The following is a 22,704-nucleotide window of genomic DNA, read 5'->3' on the forward strand; positions in this document are numbered from 1 at the left end:
CGCGCGCGACGCGAATAGGGATCGCTGCCATCATGAGCAAACAAACTAAATCCATCACAGACTCCACCAGCCCCGAAACACTGGTTGATCACAACCTTGCCCCGGCTGGAAAAGATGCGGGCATCCTCTATGACCTGCGCCCAGCCCTTGGGGCTGATGGCGCGCCCGTTGATGGGTTGTTTAACGCCTGGATAACGCTGGATAACCCAACCCAGTTAAATGCCCTGACCACCGACATGATGCGCGGCGCAATCTTGGCATTGAAACAAGCCTCCAATGCGCGGGACGTTGTCTGCATTGTCTTGACCGGCAGTGGCACAACCGGTTTTTGCACCGGCGGTGATGTCACTCAACTGGCCCGGTATTACGCGGGAAACCCGCAGGAATTTCGCCAATACATGCGCCTGTTCATGGACATGGTGACAACCATCCTAAGCGTCGATAAACCAACCATTTGCCGGGTTAACGGCATGCGCCTTGGCGGCGGTCAGGAAATTGGTCTTGCGTGTGATTTTACCATTGCACAGGATATGGCGCGCTTTGGCCAAGCTGGCCCGAAGCATGGATCAGCGCCTATTGCCGGTGCCACAGACTTCTTGCCTGTGATGATCGGCGTCGAAAATGCCATGGCGCAGGGCATCTTGTGCCAACCCATTTCTGCCCACAAAGCCTACAGGCTTGGCATGATCACCGACATGGTCCCTGCCCTGAAGGTGAACGGCGAATTTATTCCCAATCCACTGGTGGTCACCGATCGTGCCGTTGATGACACCGGGCATTTTGTTTTAGGCGAGCCTAAAGCCGGGGATGCCCTTAAAGCTGGCAAAAAAATGCTGGGCGAAGGCGAAATGGACCTTTCATTGCTGGATAAACGCGTCGATGAATTATGCACGTCTTTGATGCTCACCTTTCCTGAATGCACGCTGAAAGCCATTGAAGAATTGCGCAAGCCAAAGCTGAAACCGTGGAATGAGAACAAGGAAGGTTCCCGCGCATGGATGGCCTTGAACATGATGAATGAAGGCCGTGCCGGTTTTAGGGCCTTTGATGAAGGCAGTCGCGAAATTGGGCGCGAAGTTGATTTCATTGCCCTGCGCCAGGCACTGGCCAAAGGCACGCCGTGGTCCGAAGACCTGATCGATAGCCTGATGCCGGGAAAAGACTAGGTAAACATTTATTAGCCCAAGCCCTTTATCATTGCCCAAATTATGGTCTAACAAGAGACAGACCTATAAAATCGCAATAATTTGGTGGTAAATGTCCAATATTTTTGCCCATTGGCGTGATTCCCTGCTTTCGCTTCTGACCCGGTTTGAAGCCTATCGGAAGGCGACGCCATTTTTCCTCGCCAAAGCCTATGGCTTTTTTGTGGTTCTCAATCTGGGGTGTTTCTGGTGGGCGCTTGTCACGGCTTATCCAGAAAAAATATTCGGGGTTGAAGGCTTGGAAATTTTTCTGATGCAATTTCCTGTCGGGCTTTTAGGGGGATTATTCGATTTTTTATCCCTGTTCATCACCCTGTTCATTGCCAAACGGGCCATCAAATCCAACAACAATTTTGCCTATATCGGCTATCTCAGCATTGATCTGGTGATTGCCGGGCTGGCGACCCTTTGGGTGTTGTTCGTCTTTACGATTTCGGGGTGGTTTGTAAATCTGGTTCTGTCGCTTCCCGAAACTTTCGTTGATCGAACGAATTTGTATAACGGACGGGTCCATCGGGCATTTTTCAATCCATTTGCCCCGGAAAATATAAGAAATATTTATTTTGGCATCCTCATGGGGGCATCGGCCATGTTGCCAACCTTGATCCATGGCTTTCACGCATTAAAAGCCATTGGCCGAAAGCTAGGCCCAGCGTAGACAAAAAAACGGCGCAGGATATCCTGCGCCGCTTCTTTTAATCTATGACCGCTTGGCTTAGTGGATTTTCACGTATTCAAAATCCACGGGCTGGCGATTAATGCCACGCGAAGGCGGTGCGATGTAATTGGCAAACTTGCCAGGTTCCGTCACCGGCTTCATCAAGGATTCTACAAATTCCCGGTCAGCAGGTGTTGGCAACCATTCGCCATGACGCGTGTCCCAATCGGCTTCCGTGATCAGCATGCCGTCTGGGCTTGCCTTAACGGCCGCGAAGGGGCCAATGTTGCGATGGAATGCACGGTTGGGAAGGACCAGCTGGAAGTCGACACCATGATCGATCATGATCTTGTTCCAGTTATCAACCCCACGCTGGCTATCGGTGTAATAGTCATCCCGAAGCCTCTGGTTGATGGCGTTCAGTGCGGGTTCTTCCACATCAACGATTGTGTTGTTCTTAATTTCAGGAACCTTGTACAGGTCATTGGTCAGAACGTGATCATCATCGATTTTGGTTTCTTCGTAACGGCCCTTGATGCCCATGGTGTAATAAGTAGCGGCATTGGTGGACAGTTCTTGGCCAAACAGGTCAAGACAGATCGAGAAATGGAAGTTCAACCATTTCTGGATTGTCGGCAGATCAATGCCACCAAATTTACGAACATCCGCAGGATCGGTCAGGTTGTTTTCCTTCATGATCTCACATGAGCGCTGGACGATGCGGGAAATACCGCTTTCACCAACAAACAGATGATGGGCTTCTTCCGTGAGCATGAACTGGCAACTGCGCGCCAAAGGATCAAAGCCCGATTCAGCCAGAGCCGACAGCTGGAACTTGCCATCACGGTCCTGGAAATAGGTGAAGAAGTGAAAGGACAACCAATCATTGGTCGGCTCATTAAAGGCTTCCAAAATACGCGGCTTGTCAGGATCACCAGCATGGCGTTGCAGCATCGCTTCTGCTTCTTCACGACCATCACGGCCGAAATAAGCCTGAAGCAAATAGACCATGGCCCAAAGATGGCGGCCTTCTTCAACATTGACCTGATAAAGATTACGCAGGTCATAAAGCGACGGTGCCGTTGCACCAAGTTTATGCTGCTGTTCAACGGATGCGGGTTCCGTATCACCCTGGGTCACGATCAAGCGACGCAATTCTGAACGGTATTCACCGGGAACTTCCTGCCATGCATCTTCACCCTTGTGCTGCCCAAAACCAATTTTGCGGTCTTTAACAGCAGGTGCCAGAAAAATGCCCCAGCGATAATCAGGCATTTTCACATGGCCAAAATGGGCCCAACCCGAAGGTTCGACGCTGATGGCGGTGCGAAGATAGACATCATTCGCGAGACTGTTTTCCGGGCCCTGATCTTTCCACCAGTCCAGATATTTGGGCTGCCAGTCTTCAAGCGCACGCTGAAGACGTTGGTCCCCAACCAGATTAACGTTATTGGGAATTCTCTCGTCGTAGTCAATGTTAGCCATGTCACAACTCCCTTTTTATTAAAAACCATGTTCTAAAAATGTGGATGTAATTCGTTTAAACCCTGTTCATGTCAAAGCCGGCACGCTTTCCGGAACCAAACAGCTTCAATGCACCTTCGGCGCCAACGGCGTTTGGACGCTGGAAGATCCAGTTCTGCCAAGCGGAAAGCCGGCCAAAGATTTTTGTTTCAAGTGTTTCCGGACCAGCAAAGCGAAGGCTTGCTTCCATGCCGGTCAGAGAATCTGGCGACATCGCAACCCGTTGTTCGATGGAAACACGCACTTCATCTTCCCAATCGATGTCATCGGGGATGAACGTCACCAAACCCAGTTCTTCAACACTTGCCGCATCCAGGTCTTTGCCAATGGCGGCCTTTGCCGCTTCAACACTGGCGTCATCGTCCAAGAAACGGGTCTGCAACCGGGTCAAATCATTGCACATCGGATAGTCGCCAAAATTGGCAGATGTCAGCCGCACCGTTGCAGGGGTATCGCCCTCTTTCATCACGCCATCAAGCATGAAGCTGCGATCAGCGGCGAACAGAAGTTCAGCCAAGGTGCCCGTAAAACAACTGCCCGGTTCAACAAGGGTAATGATGGAACGCGAGGTCACATCAATGCGCTTTAGGACCCGCTTTAAAAACAGGCTGACTTCACGCACTAGCCAATCATCGGCATTATCAGCCAGAACCTTGTCGGCTTCGGCAACCAAATCGGCGTCCCCTTGCGTGCGGAACACCCACAGGCCAAGTTCAGGCTCGTTGGTGCGCAGGTGCAAGATCAAGTCATCAAGTTCGCGGGCAAGGGCCAGAGGCCAGAAATCAACGCCCTGGGCATGAATGTCCACAGGATTGCTCGGCACGGATTGTTTCGGTGCATTGACGGTGATGTTCACCAGATTAAGCTTGCGATCAAATTCGGCACTGACATTGTCATAGGTGGCAGAACCATCTTCGATTTTGCGGTTGGGCGCGGTTAATTCGACACCCTTTGCGTCACCAGGGCGATCGGTCTTGGCGGCAAATTCCTTGGCCCGGATAGCGACGGTTTCATCCATTTTGGAACGCGGAACGATTTCATCCACAAGGTTCCATTTAACGGCGCGCTCGCCGCGAATGCCTTCGGTCAGGGTGCAGAAGAAGTCAGCGTGATCACGGCGCACCTTGCGCTTGTCCACCACACGGGTCAGGCCCCCGGTACCGGGCAACACCGCCAAAAGCGGCACTTCCGGCAAAGACACGGCGGAAGAATTATCATCAACCAGCATAATGTGATCGGTGGCCAGTGCCACTTCATAGCCACCACCCGCAGCGGTGCCGTTAATGGCACACAGGTAGGTTTGGCGCGAATTGCTGGTGGCATCTTCAAGACCATTGCGGGTTTCATTGGTGAATTTACAGAAATTAACTTTTTCCGCATGGGCAGAAAGGCCAAGCATCTTAATATTGGCCCCGGCGCAGAACACGTTATCCTTGGCAGAGGTCAAGATGACCGCACCCACTTCGGGGTGTTCAAACCGCAAACGCTGGGTTGCGTCATACAATTCAATATCGACGCCAAGGTCATATGAATTCAGCTTCAACTGGTAGCCGGGTTTAAGGCCACCATCTTCATCAACATCCATGGCGATTGTTGCCACTGAACCATCGATGGTCAGTTTCCAGTGCTTGTATTGATCCGGGTGTGTCTGAAAGTCGATCATTGGGTCTCCACCTACTGCTTGTTTTGTGCTTGTTTGGGATTTTTGCGCGCTCCTATTGAGGCTTCGCGAGAAAAATCCGGGCTAAAAACTTAAATAAGTACCGTAATACCTGTTTACAATTATCCTATTGGGGTCCAAGGTGTCAACCAACAAATTAACAACACTGAAAAAAGCATCATTTGTAAACCTTTTGATAACCATGTCGTAAAGAATAAGGGTATTAATTCAATTGGATAACGATCCTGACTGCAAAGTACATATCGCACGATCTGAAGACATGGATGCGGTCAGTGCATTGGATGCAAAGATCACTGGCGTGCCCAAACTGGCCTATTGGCAGCGGATGTTTAAACAATATGGCACCCGCACAGACCGATATTTTCTGGTTGCCGAGGTCGATGGAAAAGTAGCCGGTTTCATTATTGGAGAAATTCGCGCCTGGGAATTTGGCTCCCCCCCTGCTGGGTGGATTTTTGCCATCGGCGTTGATCCAGAATCCCGTCAAATTGGTATTGGCACGCATTTATTCAAAGCCATCAGCAAAGAAATTCGGGCCAGCGGCGTAAAAGTTGTCCGCACCATGCTGGCGCGCGATGACAATTTGAACATGTCATTTTTTAGAAGCCACGGCATGACAGGCGGCTCATTCATTCAGCTTGAAATGCCACTTGATCAAAACGGAGATGAAACCGAGGCCGAAAGGGCGGAGGCAACATGAAGCTTCAAAAAGCCACCCTGTTTGGCCTTTTTGCCATCCTGGAACTCGCCCGGGAACCGGGACGAAAGGTATCAACCGGGGAAATTGCAGAAATTTACGGCATTTCCGTCAACCATCTGGCCAAGGTCATGCGTGATCTGGGCCGCGCAGGTCTGGTCGAAGCCGTGCGCGGCGTTGGTGGTGGCTATCGCTTTTCCGGGAATGCCAAACGCACATCGCTGTTTGATGTGATTGATCTGTTCGGGGACATCGTCACGGAAGGCGGTGAATTGCCATCCCCTTCTGATGAAACGGATATTGGTCTGGCCCTTGGCCGGGTGCTTCATGAAATCGATGAAATTGCCATCGCAACGCTGAAATCCATCACCCTTGCCACCCTGATCAAGTCCATCGACTGGCAACAAGCCCACGAAACTGCGCAAAGCCAAGCCGGCGTTTAGCTCCAGAATCCATCCCGGTCAACCTCGGCCAACGCCGCCAGTTCTGCAGCACTGGGCGGCGCAATTTCGGCAATTTCCGGGGATGCCTTCACATCCCAACCGGTATTCTCATGGATATCTTCGAACCGATTGCCCCGATGAAGGCCAACCACATGCAATTCGTGATCCGGACCATAGGGGCGCATGATACACCGGTCCGTAATGACCGCCGCCGTTCCACCCTGTGAAAGCCCTGCTTTAGCGCGCCCATCCCCACCATCCAGATACCCGGGCGATGTGACATAGGATACTTTTTCCACCAAACGGCGCTTTTCATGGGTCATGATCACCAACAATTTCTTGGCCATGGCCGCAATATCGGCACCGCCACCGGAACCGGGCAATTTAACCGCAGGGTTTTTGAAATCCCCAATATAAGACGTGTTGATGTTGCCAAAGCGATCGACCTCAGCGCCGCCAATAAAACCGGTATCAACCCGGCCTTTCTGTAATTGCCCCATCACCTGAATTAAACCGGTCGTCCACGCTGCCCCCTTTTGATTGCCGGGATCGCCCATGGTGTAGAGCATCTCATCAGCCGGAGCATTGCGAACAATGCCACATTCAAAAATTCCCGCCGCTTGGGGCGCATGGGTCAGCCGTGCCACGCCAAAGGCAATGATCGGCAGGCGCATGCCAACAAACACCACATCACCGTCTGAAATTTCGCGGGCGGCCGCGATGATCAAGCGCTGTTGGGTGGAATTTTCCATGAAAGCTGTGGGGATAGCCCTTTATTTGCCGGTAAATTCGATGGCGCCATCGGGCAACAGATACAAAACATAGGCATCGCCACCTTCGACCGTTGGCCAATGGTCGCTGCCTGCGGGGTCTGCATACCAGCCCCGTCCCTTTCCATCGAGTTTCGGGTCGCCGGAAACCGGCATAATCATGCCAATTTCTCCGGTGGGATGGACATGATGGGGGCCTTTGACGTTTTCCATACGCACCACATCGACGCTGAATTTCCCGGCCACGGTGTCTTGCTTGATCACCCGACCAAACTTAATCCCGCCCATTTCACGCTCACAAATCCAGCCTTCGGCCTCGCCCGATGCGCACAAAGCCTCAACGCCTGTAAACACGTCCCCATCTGCGGGGAAGGTCTCGTTCAGAAAAACCACAAGGGAATCATCGACGGGCTTCTCTGAAATCTTGTCTGCAATGGTTGCCATCAAACCCTCAAACGTTGCCTTGCTCATGGTATTCCCTCATTTCCAAATGGTGATCTGTTTAAAAACCGGATTATAGAACATCCATTGCAAGGGTACAGCGGCTTGCACGGTGGGCTTCAAATATATATAGATATTGGCCTCCAAATAGCCCAATCGGGGCCAGGTGCTCGCAAAATTCAGGAACAAAAATGACCCAGCAAGAAGATGCCGTCATCACGGTCGAGATTGAAGATGGCGTTGCCATCATCACCATCAACAATCCACCGGTTAATGCCATTTCTCAGGCCGTCCGCCAGGGACTGAAAGAAGCCATTGAGGCCATCAATGACGATGACACCGTCAAGGCTGCGGTCATTGCCGCCCATGGGCGCACGTTTATAGCCGGGGCCGATGTCCGTGAATTTGGCAAGCCGCCCCAGACCCCCAGCCTGCCAGAAACCATTTCAGCCATTGAAAATTCTGAAAAGCCGGTGGTTGCCGCCATTAATGGCGTCGCACTTGGCGGTGGATTGGAAATTGCCCTTGGCTGTCATTACCGGATTGCCGGGCCTAAAGCCCGGGTTGGCCTTCCCGAAGTGACTTTGGGCCTTATTCCCGGTGCTGGCGGCACGCAACGTTTGCCCCGGTTAGCAGGCGTTGAAGCGGCCCTTGATCTGATTTCAAGCGGCCGCCATGCAGGCGTCAAAGAAGGTTTTAAATTGGGCATTATCGATGGCGTCACCGATGGCGAAAACGATGATATCAAGGATTTCGCCATTAATTTTGCGGGCAAAGCCGTTGGCGATCCCCTGCCCCGGATTTCCGCCATGGAAACCGCAAAACCGGCGGATGATTTCTTTGAAACCCAACAAAAAAAGCTGGCGGGCAAGGCCCGGGGCCAACTCAGCCCGTTGATGGCCCTTGATGCGGTCAAAGCCGCCGTGGAACTGCCCTTTGAGGACGGCATAAAGAAAGAACGGGAAATTTTCCAGAAACTGCGCGATTCTGATCAGGCCAAAGCCCTTCGCCATGCCTTTTTTGCAGAACGCGCCGTATCCAAAGTGCCGGGTTTAGAGAATGCAAAACCCAGAACCCTTGAAACCATCGCCATCATTGGCGGGGGCACCATGGGCGCTGGCATCACCGTCGCCGTCCTGCGATCAGGCTTTGACGTCATCATGATCGAATGTGACGCAGATGCCGTGGCCCGGGGCCAAGCCAATGTTGCCAAAAATCTGGATGGTTACGTCAGCCGTGGCCGCATGACAGAAGATCAAAAAACTGATTTATTAAAAAGATTTAGAGTAACAACTGAATATTCTGAATTAAGCGATACAGACGTTGTCATCGAAGCGGTCTTTGAAGATTTAGACGTTAAGAAAGACGTGTTCCAAAAGCTGGATGCGGCCATGAAACCGGGGGCTGTTCTGGCCAGCAACACGTCATATCTGGACCTCAATCAAATCGCTGCATTCACCAAACGCCCCGAAGACGTGGTTGGATTGCATTTCTTCTCCCCCGCCCACGTCATGCGATTGCTGGAAATTGTCCGTGGCGACAAAACCAGCGACGATGTTTTAGCAACTGGGTTTGCATTTGCCAAAAAGCTCGGCAAGGTTGGCGTGTTATCCGGTGTCTGTGATGGGTTCATCGGCAATCGCATCCTCGCCCAAATGCGCAAACAGGCCGATTACATGATCGAAGACGGCGCCATGCCGTCAGATGTGGACAAAGCCGTCGAAGGATTGGGCCTGCCCATGGGGCCGTTCCGGGTCATGGATATGGCGGGACTTGATATCAGTTGGGCTGCGCGCAAGCGCCAAGCACCCGATCGCGATCCCAATGAACGCTACGTTGCCATTGCTGACCGCATCTGTGAAACGGGCTGTTTCGGCCAGAAAACTGGCAGCGGCTGGTATGTCTATGACAATGGCAAATATGAACCCAATCCCGATGCCGAAAAGATCATTTTAGAAGAATCGAGCAAAAAGAACATCACGCGCCGTGAATTCGACCCCCAGGAAATTCAGGATCGCATCCTTTATGCCATGATCAATGAAGGGGCCAAAATACTGGCCGAAGGCATTGCCAAACGGCCGCTAGACATCGATATGGTTGAAGTTTTTGGCTATGGCTTCCCACGCTGGCGGGGCGGGCCTATGTGCACGGCAGATTTGATTGGGTTGCCCAAGGTTCTCGATGCCATCAAGACCTTCGAAAAAGAAGACCCGGCATTTTGGAAGCCCGCTTCGCTGCTTGTAAACCTTGTCGAAACCGGCAAGGATTTCGCCAGCCTTAACGCCTGATTACCGGGACCATCAAGACCATGCCCATCACGACTGCTTTTCCCAGTGACGGCGTGGCCGTTTTAACCCTTGATAATCCAAAGCTGCGCAATGCGTTGACGGCGGATGCCAGGGGCCAATTGCGCGATGCCCTTGAAACGCTTCGCAGCGATATATCCGTCAAAGCCGTTGTAATCACGGGGGCTGGCGGGCATTTTTGTGCCGGCGGTGATATCCGAACCATGGGTGAGACCGACCTTGATGTCATTGATGAACGCATGGGGGATGTTGCCAAAACCGCCACTTTGATCGCCCAATTCCCAAAACCCTTGATTGCTGCCGTTTCTGGCCATGCCGCAGGGGCCGGTGTCAGCCTGGCATGTCTTTGTGATGTGGTGGTGGCCGATGAAAGCGCACAGTTCACATTTTCCTTTCTGCGCCTGGCCCTTGGGCCCGATTGGGGCTTGAGCTTTACCCTTGCCCAACGCATTGGGGCCACAAAAGCACGAGGTTTAATCCTGTCTCGCGGGAGCATTGATGGGGGGCAAGCCCATCGCATTGGCCTGGTTGATACGATATCCGAAGATGGAAAAGCGCTGGAAACCGCAGTGGATCAAGCCGCCCGGTTCAATGACGGCCCAGTCGAGGCCACAAAAGCGGTTAAATCAATGCTGCAAGACTTGAATGGCCTGAAAGCTGCCCTTGAGGCCGAAGCCAAAATGCAGCGCACGCGTTTCCCGGCATGGGAACACCAAGAAGGCGCAAAGGCTTTTTCTGAAAAACGCAGCCCGGATTATACAAAAAAGTCTGATTAAGTTCAGACCCTTTCCAGTAACAACGCAATGCCCTGTCCAACGCCGATGCACATAGTGCAAATGGCGCGATTAACGCCGCGTTCGTGCAGTTCTTGCGTGGCCGTCAAGGCAATGCGTGCCCCCGACATCCCCAAAGGATGGCCAAGCGCGATGGCCCCGCCATTGGGATTAACGTGTTCCGCATCATCGGCAAGGCCAAGTTGGCGCATAACCGCCAGACCCTGACTGGCAAAAGCCTCGTTCAGCTCGATGATATCGATGTCTTTGATGCCAAGCCCGGTGCGTGCAAGCAGCTTTTCTGTCGCAGGTGCCGGGCCGATGCCCATGATCCGGGGCGGAACACCCGCCGCCGCCATGGCAACAATGCGGGCACGCGGGGTAAGCCCGTGCTTTTTAGCGGCATCTTCCGATGCCACAATCAGGGCCGCCGCCCCATCATTGACACCACTGGCATTGCCCGCCGTAACGGTGCCGCCTTCTCTAAAAGGCGTGCCCAGTTTGGCAAGCACTTCCAGGGTTGTATCGGGGCGGGGATGTTCGTCTTGATCAACAATTTTGGGGTCACCGCGCCGTTGTGGAATGGAAACCGGCACGATTTCTTTGGCAAATCGCCCGGACTTCATGGCCGCGCCACAGCGTTGCTGGGACCGATGCGCAAAGGCATCCTGGTCTTCGCGGCTGATGTTGAAATCTTCGGCAACATTTTCTCCAGTTTCTGGCATAGAATCAACACCATACTGGCTTTTCATAATCCTATTGACGAACCGCCAGCCAAGGGTGGTATCGTGCATTTCCGCTGCCCGGGAATACGCCGTTTCGGCCTTTCCCATCACGAACGGGGCGCGCGACATGCTTTCAACACCGCCTGCAATCATCAAATCTGTGTCGCCTGAACGGATGCTGCGTGCCGCCAGCCCCAAGGCATCAAGACCAGAACCGCATAACCGGTTCACGGTTGAGCCCGATACTGTTTCAGGCAGGCCTGCCAAAAGTCCGGCCATTCTGGCAACGTTGCGATTGTCTTCACCCGCCTGATTGGCACAGCCCAGAATCACGTCATCAATGGCTGCTGGATCAAGGGATGGGTTGCGTTCCATCAGGGCTTTAATGACATGGGCCGCAAGATCATCAGGGCGAACCTGGGCAAGCCCCCCACCATAACGGCCAACGGGGGTACGAATGGCATCACAAATAAAAGCGTCCACGATCAATCTCCAAAGCTTATGGGCTGCTGTACAGCACGAAGCGTGCGCTATATTACATTCACAACCAAGATAGAAGCCCTTATAGAAGAACTTGCCACCAATTCGAAGGCTCAGTTGGAAAAAAATGATGGCCCAAAAGCTTTGCCCCCTACCCGATGCCATCGATCGCATCGTCAAAAACGGCAGTTCCGTTGTCATTGGGGCGGGGCTAGAGCCTGATATTCCCTTTTGCGCGGTCTATGAAATTATTCGCCAAGCAAAGCGCGACCTGAGGGTGATTGCGCCTATTTCCGATGCGGCGTCCGATATGTTGATCGGTGCGGGCTGTGTGGGCGGCATCATCGGTGCCTGGGTTGGCAATATGCTGGGCGGGCTTGGCTATAATTACCGCCGCGCCGTCGAACAATCTGTCCCCAATGCCATCACCATCAGCGATTATTCCAACCTGTCTCTGGGCATGGCCCTGTTTGCCGGGGCCAACGGCCTGCCTTATGTGCCCATGCGATCGCTTTTGGGGTCTGATATTGTTCAATCAAACGATGATCTGAAAATGGGAAAAAATCCCTTTAACCCCGATGAGCCGGTGGTTCTGGTGCCGCCCCTGATACCCGATGTTGCCATAATCGCCGTGCAACGCGCAGATGAGGCGGGTAATTGCCACCATTGGGGCAGTCGTGGATTGGCGGAAGAAGCCGCCCTTGGGGCTGAGACGGTCATTATCATTGCCGATGAAATCGTCGATGGCGATGTCATTGCCTCTGATCCATCTCGGGTTTTGGTGCCGGGCCATCTGGTTAGTGCCGTTTGTCATGTGCCTGCAGGGATACACCCCGCCCCCATGACCGGGCGTTGGCAGCGCGATAATGATTTCTTTGATGCGTATCGGCTGGCATCCCGGGATCGGGACGGGTTCCTCAAATGGCTGGATGAATGGGTGCTCAACCTTGCTGGCCATGATGCCTATTTGGAAAAACTGGGCGACCGGATTGATGCGTTAAAAATAAAAGGCCAAAGCCCGTCAGCGCCCGCCAATTATGCTGCCACCTGAGATGGCTATACCAAAAAGAGATAGATGCTATTCCTTTTTTGTGTTTGTGATATAGCGCTCTGCGTTCTATCACTTGAAGATCGTCCAATCGTTTGACGCCCCATTTTAGATAAGGATATTTCCCACCATGCCCCGCGATACAAAAGCCAAAGGATTTATCCGAGATCTGGACAACATCCTCGATAATTTCTGCAACCGGGTACGCTACATCAATGAGCCCTACAATCAGGGCCGCGCCTATATGTTCTGCGAACAGCATCGCCTGAACACGCGCCAGCGCAATTCAGTGCTGAAGCTCAAGGTAGCGACCAACACACCGGATTGGGAAACCCGCATGCGCATTCTTGGGGCGTGCACCGAAGAATTAATTGCCGATGACGAATTTGGCGACGGCCTGCCCCATTGGCTGATGCTGGAGAATGTTGGCGTGAAAGCCGGCATGTCCCGCGCCAAGCTGCGCAACGCCAAACCGTTGCCGACCACCCAGTTGGCGTGGAATGCCTGGATGGGAGTCATGGGCAATTGCCATTGGCTGGAAGGCCTTTTGGCCAATGTCGTGTCTGAACGCACCAATTTGAAGGGCTATGGCAAGGGCACCTTCAAAAATCATGGCTGGTTGGGCATTGAACGGCTGCGTTGGAAAAAGCTGTTCCCGCATATGACCGACGCAGACCTGAAATTCTTTAAAATTCATAACGAAGCCGATGAAATCCATTCCGATCTTGGCTGGAAAAATCTGGCCAAACACGCCAAATCACTCCACATGGAAGACCGGCTTTTGGAACTGGCAGAGCAGAATCTAGCCATCTGGGAGGTTTATCTCAATGGCATTGGTGATGCAGGGGATATGCTGAATAAAACCCTGAAAAAGCGCAAACCCGCCCGTAAAGCCAAAACAGCCAAGAAAAAGTAAAATTAACACCCGTTAACGGCGTTTTTTACCCTTCTATCTCTTCTATCCTTGTGGCCCGGTGTGCTACAATGCCGCCGCAGAGTGCGCATGATTGTTCAAAGCAAGGATTAGATGAAAATGGCGGAAATGCTACAGACTGACAAAGACAAAAAATTCCTGCTCGATCCCTTCCGGGATTGGGTGGATAACGAAGGTATCCCCTCGACAACGTCGCTTGGGCTTGACCTCAAAAAAGTTGAAACCACCCGTTGGGACCGCATTGATGCCAAGGGTGCATCGGTTGAACTGGTTGGGCGTGGTGATTTCATTTCCATCTTCGTCATTGATCTGGAACCCGGCGGAAAAACCTCCCCCCAGCAGCATCTTTACGAAGAAGTGGTCTATGTCATTTCTGGTCATGGCTCGACCACGGTCGAAGATGCATCGGGTAAAAAGCACACATTCGAATGGGGACCAAAAAGCCTGTTCGCCCTGCCCCTGAACTGCAAATACCAGCATTTCAATGGTTCCGGCACCGAAGAAGCCCGGCTGTCGACAACCAACAGCCTGTGCATCATGTTGAACCTGTTCCACAATGATGAATTTATTTTCAACAATCCCTACCGTTTCCCGGAACGCGAAGGTGAAGCCAGCCATTTCTCCGGTGAAGGCGAATTCATCCCCATCAAGCCCGGTCGCAACATGTGGGAAACCAACTTCGTTCCCGATCTTGGCGCCTTTGAACTGAAAGCCTGGGAGGCACGCGGCGCGGGTTCTTCCAACATGAAGTTCATTCTGGCCGATGGCACCATGCATACCCATTCATCGGAAATGCCTGTGGGCACATATAAAAAGGGCCATCGTCACGGCGCTGATTTCCACGTGTTCTGCGTCAAGGGCACGGGGTATTCCCTGCTGTGGTACGACATGGACGATAAAATCGAACGCGTTGACTGGGAACACGGCGTTGTTTTCGCCCCGCCAGACGGCATGTTCCACCAGCATTTCAACACCTCAGCTGAACCTGCCCGTTATCTGGCCATTGCCTTGGGTTCCATGCGCTATCCGTTTGTAGATTCCAAACGCAAACTATTTGGCGGTGGCGTTGACACCAGTGTTGATGACGGCGGCAACCAGATTGAATACACCAGCCAGGATGCCCGCATCCATGGCATTTATCTGGAAGCACTTGCCAAGACCGGCGTTAAATCAAATATGGGCGACACCTTTGATGAAGCGCCGTATCTGGAAAAAATGAAAGCGTCCGTCTAAGGGCGTGGTTTTGTAAAGAACGGGCCCCGGAGCCTTCATTGGCCCCCGGTGGCCCGTTTCTTATCAACACATTTTGAATGCCACGGCCCAGCCTTGGGCTGCGCAAAGGAGAACATGGATGTCCGAAACTACGGGCGACTATTATCTGCACGACACGTATCTGGCCTGGTGCAAAAATCAGGGCGTCCCCTTCGTCGAGGGGTTTGGCATTGATCTTCCCAGCCTTGAATTAAAGCCTTGGGATCAATTCGGCATGGATGGGGCCATCTGTGAACTGGTTGGCGGCGATGATTTCATCTCCACCTTCTGTTTTGAAATCCCCCCCGGCGGAAAATCCAACCAATTGCACCATGTCTACGAAGAGGTGATTTTTGTCCTTTCCGGCCATGGCTCCACCAGTGTTGAATTGCCCGATGGCACCAAGCGCACCTTCGAATGGGGGCCAAATTCCCTGTTCCAGGTGCCGCTTAACGTCAAATATCAGCATTTCAATGGCTCCGGCCAAGAACCCGCGCGGCTAGCCAGCAACAACAATTTGCGCTTTTTGCTGAACCTGTTTCGCAATGAAACCTTCATCTTTGAAAACCCGATCCCGTTTGATGCCCGTTTGGGCGAAGACGGTTACTTCACGGGCGAAGGTGAATTAATACCGATCAAGCCGGGCCGCCACCAATGGGAAACAAATTTCGTTCCCGACATTTCAAATTTCGAATTGAAATCCTGGGATGCGCGCGGCGCGGGCAGTTCCAACCTGCGCTGGATTCTGGCCGATGGCACCATTGGTTGCCACACATCAGAAATGCCTGTGGGCACCTATAAAAAAGGCCATGCCCACACCAAGGGCACCAATGTTTTCTGTGTATCGGGCACCGGCTACAGCCTGTTTTGGTACAATGACGACGATGAATATGAACGGGTAGATTGGAAGCACGGTGTGCTCTACACCCCGCCAGAAGACATGTTCCACCAACATTTCAACACCGCATCAGAACCTGCGCGTTATCTGGCGGTACAGTTTGGCTCTACCCGCTATCCCCTGTTTGAGGTCAAACGCCAAATTTGGGACAAGGGTGTCGATACGTCATTAAAAGACGGCGGTAATCAAATGGAATACGAAGACCAAAACCCGCGCATCCACAAAATTTGGTTGGATGAAATTGACAAAAATGGCGTGAAGTCTCAAATGGGCAAAATTTTTGACGAAGAAAAAATTCGCAAGGGCAACACGTAATTTTTACGAAGTAAAAATGCGCAAAAATAACACGTAATCAAGACGTTGATGAAAGGGGGGATTGAGAAATGGTAGAAATACTGGAAACCGATCACGAGAAGAAATTTCTTCTCGACCCTTACCTCGACTTTGTCAAAAACGAAGGCCCGCCAATCCATGAAGATTTCGGCATTGATGTTTTAAGTGCTGAAATGGGGGATTGGCCCCGCTTTGATGCCCGTGGTGCATTTATTCATGTCAAGGGCCGGGGCGATTTCTGTTCCTGCTATGCGCTCGAAATCGAAGCCGGCAAAAAAACGGCGCCGATCAAACATCTTTATGAATGTTTCGTCTATGTCCTGGAGGGCCACGGTTCCACCACGATTGAGCTTCCCAATGGGGAACGCCATTCCTTTGAATGGGGGCCAAAAAGCCTGTTCGCCCTGCCCCTTAATTCTGGCTACCAAATCTTCAATGGGTCGGGTTCAGAGCGTGCATTATTTGCCTGTACCCATTTTCTGCCGCTGACCATGAACCTGTTCCACAATGAAAACTTCATTTTTGACAATAATTTTTCATTCGCAGACCGGTTGGGTGATCCCAAATATTACGAAGGCGATGGTGACTTCACTGCCATCAAACCGGGCCGACACATGTGGGAAACCACCTTCGTTCCTAATCTCACCAATTTTGAACTGATTACGTGGAAAGAACGCGGCGCGGGCGGCTCTAATATCACCTTTATTCTGGCCGATGGCACCTTGCACGCCCACACATCAGAAATCCCCACGGCACGGTATAAAAAAGGCCACCGTCATGGTGATGGCATTCATATTTTTGCCGTCACGGGTGAGGGCTATTCCATGCTTTGGTACGACGAGGAAGAAGAACCTGTGGAAATCCCATGGCGTCATGGGGTCATGTATGCCCCGCCATTGTGGATGTTCCACCAACATTTCAATATCGCGCCAGAACCCGCACGCTATCTCGCCATCGGCATGGGATCGAGACGGTATCCATTCAGCCAAATCCGGCGCGAAGGCGTTCAGGGCAAGTCCGACTCCTCCATCAAGGAAGGCGGCCGTCAAATCGAATACGAAGACCAAAACCCGCGCATGCACAAAAAATGGCTGGAAGCGATTGCGAAAACCGGCGTGACTTCCGACATGGGCGAATTTATCGACGAAACACCGTTTCAATAGGCCCACTCTTGCGGGCACACAGTTTCAAATAGGCACACCCCTCAAGGGATGCCGGCACAAGGAGAATAGTTAGGTATGCATGATTTAGATTTTGATCACGGCCATATGTCACCAGAAGATCAGCAGGCAGTTGCCGATGTGATCTGGGCTGCGGATAATGTTGAACTGATTACGGTCGGTGTCGATGTCGGGTCCTCCACATCTCACCTGATGTTTGCAAAAGTTCATATGCAACGCCTGACCACGGCACTTAGCTCGCGGTTTGTGGTGGTTAATCGCGAAGTGCTTTGGCGCTCGCCTATTCTTTTGACACCGTATCTGTCTGACAACACAATTGATGTGGGAAGTTTGTCGTCATTTATTGATGGTGGGTACAAGGAAGCCGATCTAACCCGTGACCAGATCGATTCTGGTGCGGTTATTTTGACCGGTGAAGCATTGAAGCGAAACAACGCTGAGGCCATCACCCATTTGTTTGCCGCAGAATCCGGAAAATTTGTTTGTGCATCTGCAGGCCATCATCTGGAAAGCGCCATGGCTGCCCATGGATCAGGGGCCATCGCCCTATCGCGCAAGGATCATTCAACGGTTCTAAACATTGATATTGGTGGCGGCACCACAAAACTGGGCCTGTGCCATGGCGGCGAATTACGTGCCACGGCTGCGGTTGAAGTTGGTGGTCGCCTGATTGCCTTTGATGATGACGGAAAATTAGTGCGCATTGAAGGCCCGGCACTGGCCCATGCCAAAAGCGCCGGTGTTGAACTGGCCATGGGCAAGAAATTGTCGGAAGAAGAAATTCAGGCCGTGGTTGATTCCATGATCGACGTTCTGGTTCCTGCTGTCATGCAGCTTGACCCAACCGGTCTCACCAAGGAATTGATGGTTACCGATCCGCTGCCAAAACGGCCAGTGCCCGATCTGGTCACCTTCTCCGGTGGGGTTTCAGAATTCATCTATGGTCGCGAAAAAGGTGACCACAATGACATCGGGAAATATCTTGGCACGTCCATGACCAAGGCTTTAGAAGACAAGCGTATCCCATACAAAGTCATGGATCCAGGACAGGGCATTCGTGCCACGGTGATCGGTGCATCCCAGTTTTCGGTCCAGGTATCGGGCAACACCATTCACGTTTCCAATCCAGACATTCTCCCCGTTCGCAACATTCCTGTGCTGCGCCCCAACGTCAAACTGGACGGCGACATTGACACCGCAAAAATCACGGCAGAAATCACTGAAGCCTTGTCTCGCAATGATCATGAAGAAGGTGTCGCACCACTGGCGCTGGCCTTTCATTGGGAAGGGGATCCCCTTCACGCCCGGCTTAAAGCATTGGCAGATGGCATTTGTGCTGGTTGCCCAAAAACCATCAAGGGCGGTCAACCCATCATCTTGATGCTGGATGGCGATATCGGAAAGACGCTGGGCAATATCCTGACACGAGAATGTGATGTTTCATCCGAAATCATCTCCGTTGATGGCGTCAGCCTGAAAGAATTTGACTTCGTTGACATCGGTGAAGTGATCCAACCCACCAACGTGGTGCCGCTGGTGATCAAGTCACTGCTGTTCTCTACACCGGGGACTTGATAACGGAGGCATTTGACGGCAAATCCTTTCAGGGTTTAACGTGATAACAATTCGCAGAAAATAGAGATTAAATCATCAATTGGGGAATTTCAGAAGATGACAGCCACCGCCGAAGCCAGTGATTTTCGACAGGATGCCAAGGTTCTCAGCCTTATCAGCACCGGTCATTTCCTTAGCCATTTCTATTATCTGACCCTACCCCCGTTGTTCCTGTTTATCCGACAAGACATGGACCTAAGCTTTACCGAGCTTGGCATCATGATGACAACGCTCTACGCAGTGGCTGGCGTGGTGCAGGTGCCTATCGGATTTATGGTGGATCGGATCGGCGCACGGCTAATTTTAACCGTTGGCCTGATCATCATGTCCGTCAGCTTCGGAGCAATCGGCATGGCCCCTGCTGCGGGTGAGGCTTTGATGGGCGCCCTGAGTTTATCTTTTAATCCCACCTACGGCATTATCCTCGCGTTACTTGCCATTGCAGCGCTCGGCCACAGTGTCTTTCACCCAGCCGATTACGCCATCCTTAATTCTTCCATCAATCCCAAACGTATGGGCCGGGCCTTTTCCATCCATACCTTTTGTGGGCATCTGGGTTCAGCCTTGGCACCCGCAACCATCTTGTTGCTCGCCGCATGGACAGACTGGAAAATGGCATTGGTGATTGCAGGTTCTTTTGGTGTCATCACCATGTTTGCCATGACCACCCAATGGAACAGCCTCCAAGATGATGCCATCAAGAAAAGTGATGAAAAAAAGGAAGAACCAAAAGACAAAGCAGCCGATGCCCCCAAAGAGGGCATTGCCTTATTGCTTTCAGGCCCAATGTTGTTGTTCTTCTTGTTCTTCATGTCTCTAACCATGATGTCGTCGGGGGTTCATTCCTTTCTGGTTGTCGGTCTTGGCGGTCTTGATATTGCCACCACAAAAATTGCTGGCTACGCCCTGTCTGCCTATCTGTTCGCATCGGCCTTTGGCATTTTGATCGGCGGGGAAATTGCCGATCGCACCGGACGCCATGATCTGGTGGCCTTGGCAGCCTTCGTCATCAGCGGCGTCATCATGCTGCTTCTGCCCTTGCTGCATCCGGGCACCATCTTGCTGATTGCCATGATGGTTGTTGCGGGTCTGGTCCAGGGAATCATTCGCCCGGCACGGGACATGATGGTCCGCGCTGCCAGCCCCAAGGGTTCAACCGGCAAGGTCTTTGGTTTTGTATCCGCTGGTATTGCCGCGGGCGGTGCCGTTGCCCCGGCCATCTTTGGCCTGATCATGGATGCCAACCAACCCGCATGGGTCTTCTATCTCATGGCCATCTTTATGGGCCTTGCCATGTTCTCTGTGATAATGCCAAAGCCGAAACATCAATAGCTTGTAAATGAGGCGCGAAATAATTTGCGCCTCATTTACTATCCCTAAAATAGACCAAGGGCCAAAATGCCCAAGTAGAGGAAAATATGACCGATAAGCTGAAACTGACCTTTGCCACTTCCGATTACGATCACTTTCGGGACATCCCCCTTGGCCGCGTGCCTGTTGAAGGCATTGACCTGAATGTTCTTGATTTGGAAATCGAAGAAATCTTTTACCGGTTTACGCTGCACCGGGAATGGGACGTGTCTGAGATGTCTCTGGCCAAGTTTGTGGCTCAGGTTGGCGGTGATCGCCCCGACATTATCGGTTTGCCGGTCTTTCCATCGCGCGTGTTTCGGCTTTCCAACATCTATATCAACACCGATTCTGGCATTGAAAAGCCGGAAGACCTTCGCGGCAAGCGGATCGGCACCCCGGAATGGGCACAGACCGCATCAGTTTATACCCGTGGCTGGCTGACCGATCATGTTGGCATTCCTTTGCAAGATGTTGATTGGCATCAGGCCGGTGTGAACCAGCCCGGAAGAGTCGAAAAAGTAACGCTTAATCTGCCAAAGGGTGTGAAGCTGACACCGCAACCGGAACGCTCCATTGGCGACATGCTGGCCACCGGCGATCTGGATGCAGCATTTTCTGCCCATGCCCCCGATACGTTTGTTGCAGGACACCCAAAAATCAAACGTCTGTTCCCCGATTATCAGGCCGCCGAACAGGCCTATTACGAAGAGACCAAGGTCTTCCCCATCATGCACATCATTGCCATCCAACAGCATATTTTGAATGATAATCCCTGGGTTGCGGGTAACCTGTATACGGCCTTTCTAAAGGCCCGCGAACGGGCCATTGAACGCCTGCATGAAATCACAGCATCGCGCATTACCATTCCATGGATTACGGATGTTGCGGAAAAATCAGAAAAACTTCTGGGCGAAGACTTTTTCCCATATGGAATAGAGCCAAACCGCCGCACGCTGGAGGCCTTCCTTAAATGGCATTATGAACAAGGCATTACAAAACGCCTTTTGAAGATCGAGGAATTGTTTCCAGAAAGCCTTCAGGGACAGTTCAAAATCTGATCCAGTCGGTTCAAACCCCATTTAGAGGCAACATTGCATGGTCGATGTCACAGCAGGAACACTTCAAAAAGATGTTAAAGTAGTCGGCATCGTGTCCGGTGGCCATTTTATGAGCCACTACTATTCCATGATGTTGCCGCCGTTGATCCCGCTGTTGCACAACGAAATGAACGTTTCCTACACCGCACTGGGTCTGCTGCTTAGCCTCAAAAGCCTGAGTGCCGGGAGCATGCAGTTGCCCGCCGGTATTTTGGTGGACCGTTATGGGGCACGGCTGATTTTAGTCTTTGGCTTTGCCATCATGCTGGCAAGCTACTTCATAATATCGGTCACCCATTCGTTCGTGGCACTGGGTGCCTTGTTCCTGATTGCCGGGGTTGGCAATTCTGTTTTCCACCCCGCTGATTATTCCATCATGAACGGAACCGTCGATAGTCGCCGCATCGGGCGATCCTTCAGCGCCCATACGTTTTGCGGGCATATGGGCACCGCATTGGCGCCTGTCATGATCCTGTTCATGGTCGGCACCTTGGGGTGGAACTGGCGCGAAGCGGTGCTGGCATCCGTGGTGGTTGGTGCAGTGATTGTTGTTGGCCTGTTAAGCCAGTGGCGCCATATCAAGGAAGGCGATTTATCGCGGAAAGACAAAGTCCAAACCACCGTCGATACCAATACGGCCGAAGACGCCATTGGTGAGGTTGAAAAAGAACTGACAACCTGGCAGGCAGTGCGCCAAATATTGAAATCCACCCCGATGCTGTTTTTGTTCATGTTCTTTGCACTCCAGGCACTGGGATCGGGCGCATTCAAGAATTTTGCTGTGGCCGGTCTTATCAACCTGCATGGCACATCCCTTTCGGCCGCCGGTGGCGCGCTGACCGGGTTTCTGTTCGCATCCGCCTTTGGGGTGCTGGCCGGCGGAGTTTTGGCTGATTTTGATAAACGCCACGCGCTTACAGCATCAATTGCACTGTTCCTGACGGCATTGGTTGCCATTCTTGTTGGCACCATAGACCTGCACTACACAGTTCTGGTCTTCGTCTTTACCTTCGCTGGCTTAATCCAGGGGATCATCCGCCCGGCACGGGATATGATGATCCGGGCCGCCAGCCCCAAAGGGTCCATCGGCAAAGCGTTCGGCTTTGTCTTTTCAGGCCAAGCCATCGGCGGCACCATAGCCCCGATTGTTTTTGGAGCGATGCTTGATCTCAATATGCCGCAATGGGTGTTCTACTCATCGGCGATCTTTATGATTATCTGCATGTTGGCGGTTTTGGGTTCTGCCCGTGAAGCGCGAAAAGAACAAGAAAAACTGGAGGCAGCTCAGTAAT

The 22,704-nt window shown here is 52.2% G+C and carries 19 protein-coding genes and 1 pseudogene; 15 read left to right on the forward strand and 5 right to left on the reverse strand.

The genetic code is table 11. From position 1 onward, the window contains the following. Positions 1-32 precede the first annotated feature (32 nt). Together oah and HOJ08_10400 are read left to right on the forward strand one after the other, a co-directional pair. Positions 33-1,166: a 6-oxocyclohex-1-ene-1-carbonyl-CoA hydratase gene (gene oah, locus HOJ08_10395; GenBank protein ID MBT5673838.1), complete on the forward strand. Its 1,134-nt coding sequence runs from the start codon at positions 33-35 to the stop codon at positions 1,164-1,166. 91 nt (positions 1,167-1,257) lie between these two features. Further along, positions 1,258-1,863 carry a hypothetical protein gene (locus HOJ08_10400; GenBank protein ID MBT5673839.1) on the forward strand — a complete coding sequence of 202 codons (606 nt, stop codon included), beginning with the start codon at positions 1,258-1,260 and terminating at the stop codon, positions 1,861-1,863. A 57-nt stretch (positions 1,864-1,920) separates the two neighbouring features. Here HOJ08_10400 and boxB read toward each other — a convergent pair whose 3' ends face one another. Continuing rightward, the gene (gene boxB, locus HOJ08_10405; GenBank protein MBT5673840.1) at positions 1,921-3,348 is read right to left on the reverse strand and encodes a benzoyl-CoA 2,3-epoxidase subunit BoxB; all 1,428 of its coding nucleotides are present in this window, start codon (positions 3,346-3,348) and stop codon (positions 1,921-1,923) included. A gap of 55 nt (positions 3,349-3,403) precedes the next feature. Then, on the reverse strand, positions 3,404-5,050 hold the full coding sequence (gene boxC / locus HOJ08_10410) for a 2,3-epoxybenzoyl-CoA dihydrolase (GenBank protein ID MBT5673841.1): 1,647 nt from the start codon (positions 5,048-5,050) through the stop codon (positions 3,404-3,406). A gap of 277 nt (positions 5,051-5,327) precedes the next feature. Between boxC and HOJ08_10415 the strand changes: the two genes are divergently transcribed. Both HOJ08_10415 and HOJ08_10420 read left to right on the forward strand, forming a co-directional pair. Continuing rightward, complete coding sequence (locus tag HOJ08_10415) at positions 5,328-5,768, forward strand: GNAT family N-acetyltransferase (protein MBT5673842.1); 441 nt, start codon at positions 5,328-5,330, stop codon at positions 5,766-5,768. Beyond that, positions 5,765-6,208, forward strand: coding sequence for an Rrf2 family transcriptional regulator (locus tag HOJ08_10420; GenBank protein MBT5673843.1), 444 nt, complete (start codon positions 5,765-5,767; stop codon positions 6,206-6,208). The genes HOJ08_10415 and HOJ08_10420 overlap by 4 nt, the downstream gene beginning before the upstream one ends. Here HOJ08_10420 and HOJ08_10425 read toward each other — a convergent pair. Together HOJ08_10425 and HOJ08_10430 are read right to left on the reverse strand one after the other, a co-directional pair. Then, the gene (locus tag HOJ08_10425) at positions 6,205-6,960 is read right to left on the reverse strand and encodes a CoA-transferase (GenBank protein ID MBT5673844.1); all 756 of its coding nucleotides are present in this window, start codon (positions 6,958-6,960) and stop codon (positions 6,205-6,207) included. The two genes, HOJ08_10420 and HOJ08_10425, sit on opposite strands and share 4 nt — an antisense overlap. Positions 6,961-6,981: 21 nt before the next feature. Next, positions 6,982-7,449, reverse strand: coding sequence for a DUF4863 family protein (locus HOJ08_10430; protein MBT5673845.1), 468 nt, complete (start codon positions 7,447-7,449; stop codon positions 6,982-6,984). Between the two features lie 161 nt (positions 7,450-7,610). On the opposite strand from HOJ08_10430, the gene HOJ08_10435 reads away from it, so the two are divergent. Both HOJ08_10435 and HOJ08_10440 read left to right on the forward strand, forming a co-directional pair. Next, positions 7,611-9,707: a 3-hydroxyacyl-CoA dehydrogenase gene (locus HOJ08_10435; protein ID MBT5673846.1), complete on the forward strand. Its 2,097-nt coding sequence runs from the start codon at positions 7,611-7,613 to the stop codon at positions 9,705-9,707. Between the two features lie 20 nt (positions 9,708-9,727). After that, entirely contained in the window at positions 9,728-10,501 is a 774-nt protein-coding gene (locus HOJ08_10440; GenBank protein ID MBT5673847.1) for an enoyl-CoA hydratase/isomerase family protein, read from the forward strand. Between the two features lie 2 nt (positions 10,502-10,503). On the opposite strand, the gene pcaF is transcribed toward HOJ08_10440, so the two are convergent. Then, positions 10,504-11,709, reverse strand: coding sequence for a 3-oxoadipyl-CoA thiolase (gene pcaF / locus HOJ08_10445; GenBank protein MBT5673848.1), 1,206 nt, complete (start codon positions 11,707-11,709; stop codon positions 10,504-10,506). Positions 11,710-11,833: 124 nt separating this feature from the next. Between pcaF and HOJ08_10450 the strand changes: the two genes are divergently transcribed. The 9 genes and pseudogenes from HOJ08_10450 to HOJ08_10490 all read left to right on the forward strand — a co-directional run bounded on the left by HOJ08_10450 (position 11,834) and on the right by HOJ08_10490 (position 22,703). Beyond that, the gene (locus tag HOJ08_10450; protein MBT5673849.1) at positions 11,834-12,754 is read left to right on the forward strand and encodes a CoA transferase subunit A; all 921 of its coding nucleotides are present in this window, start codon (positions 11,834-11,836) and stop codon (positions 12,752-12,754) included. A 127-nt stretch (positions 12,755-12,881) separates the two neighbouring features. Beyond that, complete coding sequence (locus HOJ08_10455; protein MBT5673850.1) at positions 12,882-13,667, forward strand: hypothetical protein; 786 nt, start codon at positions 12,882-12,884, stop codon at positions 13,665-13,667. Positions 13,668-13,823: 156 nt separating this feature from the next. Continuing rightward, positions 13,824-14,852: pseudogene (locus HOJ08_10460) on the forward strand (hypothetical protein). 184 nt (positions 14,853-15,036) lie between these two features. Then, complete coding sequence (locus HOJ08_10465) at positions 15,037-16,149, forward strand: hypothetical protein (GenBank protein ID MBT5673851.1); 1,113 nt, start codon at positions 15,037-15,039, stop codon at positions 16,147-16,149. 68 nt (positions 16,150-16,217) lie between these two features. After that, positions 16,218-17,330, forward strand: coding sequence for a hypothetical protein (locus tag HOJ08_10470; GenBank protein MBT5673852.1), 1,113 nt, complete (start codon positions 16,218-16,220; stop codon positions 17,328-17,330). 75 nt (positions 17,331-17,405) lie between these two features. Continuing rightward, positions 17,406-18,923: a reactivating factor for ethanolamine ammonia lyase gene (locus HOJ08_10475; protein ID MBT5673853.1), complete on the forward strand. Its 1,518-nt coding sequence runs from the start codon at positions 17,406-17,408 to the stop codon at positions 18,921-18,923. A 96-nt stretch (positions 18,924-19,019) separates the two neighbouring features. Continuing rightward, a complete protein-coding gene (locus HOJ08_10480; GenBank protein ID MBT5673854.1) occupies positions 19,020-20,294 on the forward strand; it encodes an MFS transporter in 1,275 nt (424 codons plus the stop codon). Between the two features lie 86 nt (positions 20,295-20,380). Further along, positions 20,381-21,373 (forward strand): ABC transporter substrate-binding protein, encoded by a 993-nt coding sequence (locus tag HOJ08_10485; protein ID MBT5673855.1) that lies wholly within the window; start codon positions 20,381-20,383, stop codon positions 21,371-21,373. Positions 21,374-21,410: 37 nt separating this feature from the next. Then, the gene (locus HOJ08_10490) at positions 21,411-22,703 is read left to right on the forward strand and encodes an MFS transporter (GenBank protein MBT5673856.1); all 1,293 of its coding nucleotides are present in this window, start codon (positions 21,411-21,413) and stop codon (positions 22,701-22,703) included. The last annotated feature ends 1 nt before the right edge of the window (position 22,704 follow it).

It is taken from the genome of Rhodospirillales bacterium (genome assembly GCA_018666775.1).
In the GTDB taxonomy this organism is placed as follows: Bacteria; Pseudomonadota; Alphaproteobacteria; order SMXQ01; family SMXQ01; genus JABIXC01.

Bases quoted from the DNA above. Each gene is read 5' to 3' on its own strand.
- HOJ08_10455 (MBT5673850.1), top strand. From the start codon at position 12,882: ATGCCCCGCGATACAAAAGCCAAAGGATTTATCCGAGATCTGGACAAC.
- HOJ08_10415 (MBT5673842.1), top strand. From the start codon at position 5,328: ATGGATGCGGTCAGTGCATTGGATGCAAAGATCACTGGCGTGCCCAAA.
- HOJ08_10450 (MBT5673849.1), top strand. From the start codon at position 11,834: ATGGCCCAAAAGCTTTGCCCCCTACCCGATGCCATCGATCGCATCGTC.
- HOJ08_10465 (MBT5673851.1), top strand. From the start codon at position 15,037: ATGTCCGAAACTACGGGCGACTATTATCTGCACGACACGTATCTGGCC.
- HOJ08_10425 (MBT5673844.1), bottom strand. From the start codon at position 6,960: ATGGAAAATTCCACCCAACAGCGCTTGATCATCGCGGCCGCCCGCGAA.
- HOJ08_10490 (MBT5673856.1), top strand. From the start codon at position 21,411: ATGGTCGATGTCACAGCAGGAACACTTCAAAAAGATGTTAAAGTAGTC.
- boxB (MBT5673840.1), bottom strand. From the start codon at position 3,348: ATGGCTAACATTGACTACGACGAGAGAATTCCCAATAACGTTAATCTG.
- HOJ08_10430 (MBT5673845.1), bottom strand. From the start codon at position 7,449: ATGAGCAAGGCAACGTTTGAGGGTTTGATGGCAACCATTGCAGACAAG.
- HOJ08_10435 (MBT5673846.1), top strand. From the start codon at position 7,611: ATGACCCAGCAAGAAGATGCCGTCATCACGGTCGAGATTGAAGATGGC.
- oah (MBT5673838.1), top strand. From the start codon at position 33: ATGAGCAAACAAACTAAATCCATCACAGACTCCACCAGCCCCGAAACA.
- HOJ08_10470 (MBT5673852.1), top strand. From the start codon at position 16,218: ATGGTAGAAATACTGGAAACCGATCACGAGAAGAAATTTCTTCTCGAC.
- HOJ08_10420 (MBT5673843.1), top strand. From the start codon at position 5,765: ATGAAGCTTCAAAAAGCCACCCTGTTTGGCCTTTTTGCCATCCTGGAA.
- HOJ08_10440 (MBT5673847.1), top strand. From the start codon at position 9,728: ATGCCCATCACGACTGCTTTTCCCAGTGACGGCGTGGCCGTTTTAACC.
- boxC (MBT5673841.1), bottom strand. From the start codon at position 5,050: ATGATCGACTTTCAGACACACCCGGATCAATACAAGCACTGGAAACTG.
- HOJ08_10475 (MBT5673853.1), top strand. From the start codon at position 17,406: ATGCATGATTTAGATTTTGATCACGGCCATATGTCACCAGAAGATCAG.
- HOJ08_10480 (MBT5673854.1), top strand. From the start codon at position 19,020: ATGACAGCCACCGCCGAAGCCAGTGATTTTCGACAGGATGCCAAGGTT.
- HOJ08_10485 (MBT5673855.1), top strand. From the start codon at position 20,381: ATGACCGATAAGCTGAAACTGACCTTTGCCACTTCCGATTACGATCAC.
- HOJ08_10400 (MBT5673839.1), top strand. From the start codon at position 1,258: ATGTCCAATATTTTTGCCCATTGGCGTGATTCCCTGCTTTCGCTTCTG.